At 40.0% G+C, this 3,730-nt stretch carries 2 protein-coding genes; one reads left to right on the top strand and one right to left on the bottom strand.

Annotated elements, in window-relative coordinates; genetic code table 11:
* Window positions 1-222: 222 nt before the first annotated feature.
* Window positions 223-1,095, top strand: a complete 873-nt coding sequence (locus ACYQ4S_RS11145) for an acetamidase/formamidase family protein (protein WP_459771188.1) — start codon at window positions 223-225, stop codon at window positions 1,093-1,095.
* 69 nt (window positions 1,096-1,164) lie between these two features.
* On the opposite strand, the gene ACYQ4S_RS11140 is transcribed toward ACYQ4S_RS11145, so the two are convergent.
* Entirely contained in the window at window positions 1,165-3,555 is a 2,391-nt protein-coding gene (locus ACYQ4S_RS11140; protein ID WP_459771186.1) for a glycoside hydrolase family 31 protein, read from the bottom strand.
* Window positions 3,556-3,730 lie beyond the last annotated feature (175 nt).

The following is a 3,730-nucleotide window of genomic DNA, read 5'->3' as shown; positions in this document are numbered from 1 at the left end:
CTTGTTAGATACCATCTTTGATAGTTTACCGGAACTCTTCAAGCCATTTTTAAAAGAAAATCAGCTGAATCAAATATCAAAAGCGGCATAATAATCGGTACCAAGTCAATGACACCAAGGGTCAAAGACTATTTTTTAACTGCAAAACTTGAGTTATTAAGACTTTGACTTTCTAACTAAAAAAAGCCATAATAAGTGAAATCATTTAAGGAGAGTGTGACGATGAAAATTTCAAAGGATAATGTTGTATTTAGTATGGATAAGCATAACCCACCTGCTCTTTCTGTCGAAAGTGGTTCTACAGTCGTGTTTGAAACAATGGACTGCTTTTCAGATACAGTCAAGACGAGTGCCGATGTTGTAAGTGAGATTGATTTCAGCAAAGTGAACCCCGCTACTGGCCCTTTATATATTAAGGGTGCCCAGCCTGGTGATACGCTAAAAGTCAGCATCCACTCCATTAAAATAAGTGACAAAGGAGCTGTCTTAACCTCTCCTGGCCTAGGACAATTGTCAAAGCAAATAGAAAAAGAAGAAACTGTTATTTGCGATATCAAAGAGGACCATGCCCTTTACAAAGGTTTACGTATCCCTTTAAATAAAATGATTGGTGTTATCGGAACAGCCGCTGAGGGTGAAGGCGTGAATACAGGCACGCCTCATGACCACGGTGGAAACTTAGATACCACTCGAATGGCTGAAGGAGCCACGGTCTACTTGCCAATCAATGTCGAAGGCGCCTTGCTCGCTATGGGGGATTTACATGCTTCGATGGGTGACGGAGAAATCATGGGGTCTGGTTTAGAAGTGGCTGGCGAAGTCAAAGTGACCGTTGAAGTAGTAAAAGACTTTAACTTGCCTCTTCCACTAATTGAGACCAAGGACAAATGGGTGACTTTGGGTTCGCGAGAAACAATGGAAGATGCTTCGAAATTGGCTATTAACAATATGGTAAAAGTGATTCAAGAAAATTCAGATTTAAGTTTCAATCAAGCCGGTATGCTGCTTTCCTTGGCCGGTCATTTGCATGCCTGTCAAGTGGTTAACCCTAATGTGACCATGCGTATGGAATTAGCTAAGAAGTTTTTAAATTAAAATAAAACGGTCATCATGAAGCAGAAAATACTTCTCCGCTCATGGTGACAGTTTTTTTATTGACGCTGTTTAATTAGGGTAAGCAAGTAAAATCTCGCTTAAGGCTCTAACTAAGTCTGTTTCTAAATCAAGGGCAAGTAGATGGCCTAATACAACTTGCTTGTTGTCCTCTTCAAATATAATTCGGTCAATTTCCTCTTTCATTACAAATCCAATTTGTGCTTCATCCAGTAAAGCTTCTATTCTTTCTCTTACTTTATTATCTTTTAACTGGACATTTCCAAAAGAAACCGTGTGCTCGGAATCGGATGGCATCTTAGGAAAACTTACTCTCACTCCTTGATCAGTTTCTTTAACAGTCGCAGAGATTGTCTCACCATTTACTTCTATTTGAGGACTTTCTTCTGATACTAGCCCAATAAAATCAATGGTGTATTGTCTTTCTTCCGGTAAGTCTGATAAATCGCCTTCTGGTTTTTGAATGATAAACTCTGCTGATGCCTCTTCCTCGTCCCATTTTAAATGTAAAGAAGTTGTCGCTCCATCAAAAGGGGCTGTCTCTCCTTCATCTTCATACAAAGTAAAATGACCGTCAGCTCCAGCAAATACTTTAACCGTAAAGGATTCAGGAATGTCTACACTGTTCTCTATAGCAGAATCCATCGGTATAATGCCACCAGCTTTAGCGAATACAGGCATGGATTCCAAGCTTCTATAAACATCCAGCAGACGGCCTCCACGGTAACGCATGCCTGTAGAGAAATCGTACCATATGCCTTTGGGAAGCCAAGTCTTCGCATGCGAGCGATGGAGTAATGAGTTTAACTTAGTTGTGACGGGAGAAACGATAAGTTCTGTTCCAAAATAATATTGATTTTTCACTTCATACGCTTCTTCCTGCCAAGGATGGTGATAATACATCGGCCGAACGAGCGGCAGTCCATCATGGGAAGTTAAGACATTCATCGTATACAAATAAGGCACGAGTTGATGGCGTAACCTCATATACTTCTTCACTATTCTTTGAGCTTCCACACCGTATCGCCAGGGTTCTTTTCCATTATACTTGCCGACTGTACTATGCAGTCTGTTGATAGGAGAAAAGACGCCATATTGCAACCAGCGAATGTATAGTTCTCTGTCTTTTACCCCACGCATATGACCGCCAATGTCATGACTCCACCACGTGTAGCCGACATTAGATGCCGTGGACGTAAAGTAAGGCTGGAAATCTAATGATTCCCACGTTGTAATCGTGTCTCCTGAAAAACCTATAGGGTAACGGTGCGAGCCTAAGCCGGCATAGCGAGAGAAAATAAGCGGGCGTTTGCCATCACTTCCATGATCTAAGTAATGGAAGTGATTGAGCATCCATAAAGGATCCAATCCTTCAATTTTAGAAGTGGCTCCTTGCTGCCAATCAATCCACCAGAAATCGACCCCGTCTTCTTCGTGTGGATGATGTAAGTATTTGAAATAAGCTTCCATAAAATCAGGTTCGGTAATGTCAAATTCGATTCCCTGTTTCTTGGACGGATCTATACCTAAAGCTTCTGCCATTTCTTCATAAGCCTCTTCATGAGGTTCCACACCTTGTGCAGTATGTAAATTCAGGGAGGTATGCATGCCTTGCTCATGCAACCAGTTCAAGAAACGAACGGGATCAGGAAACAGCTCTTTATTCCAAGTATAACCCGTCCACCCACTCCCATACTCTTCAGGAACGTCCGTAATATGCCAATCCATATCAATAACAGCTACAGAAATAGGAATATCCTCTTCAGAAAAACGATTCATGAGCTCCTTATACGTTTCTTCGGAATAGGGATAATAGCGACTCCACCAGTTTCCTAATGCGTATCTTGGAATTAATGGAGGATAGCCGGTTAGATGAAAATAATCTTTTAAAGTCTGCAGATAATTTCTGCCGTAGCCTAAGAAATATAAATCAATATGTTCTACCGGCTTCTCTTCTACCCATCCTTCATCTGTTAACAAAACGGTATCCGTATCATCAATTAAAGCGTAACCATTTTTGTTCATCAATCCTTCTTCTAGAGGTATTTCTCCGTCAACCCAATCCAATGTACGCGCAGTTCCTTTTAAAGTCTCAAAGCTTTTTCCATAATGCCAGCTACTATGATAGGTTGAAATGCTCCCTATCATTTGAGCCGTTAAGTTGTTTGCTGTAAATCCCCCTTTTTCCTTTACAAAAATAAGGTGAACAGTGGATGTAATAATTTCGATTTGCTTATCAGACTCAATTAAATCAAAAGATACTTTCGGGAATTGTCTGTTCAAAACCGTTTTAGTTGCTCTATCAACGAATTCTCTAGTTGGGCTATATTCCATTCGAATCATTGAATCGGTCAAAACAGTGAACCGGTATTCTTCCCAGCTAATCACCATCTCATCATGGGCCTTTATGTCTTCTATATTTCCATTAAATTTTTTATGCATATAGGATACCTCAACTCTTTTCTATTATTTTGAAATAGACCACTTAAATCACTAGTGTTGCATTAAAAATTTAACTGTTTCATGACATAAAAAAGTCCTTTATAATGGGGTTGGATGACTTATCCAAGACCAAAACAAAGGACTTACAACATGGATAAGTATAAAACAAAAATGA

The organism is Alkalibacterium sp. s-m-28, from assembly GCF_054658175.1.
This window is presented reverse-complemented; position numbering and strand designations above follow the sequence as displayed.

Bases quoted from the DNA above. Each gene is read 5' to 3' on its own strand.
- ACYQ4S_RS11140 (WP_459771186.1), bottom strand. From the start codon at position 3,555: ATGCATAAAAAATTTAATGGAAATATAGAAGACATAAAGGCCCATGAT.
- ACYQ4S_RS11145 (WP_459771188.1), top strand. From the start codon at position 223: ATGAAAATTTCAAAGGATAATGTTGTATTTAGTATGGATAAGCATAAC.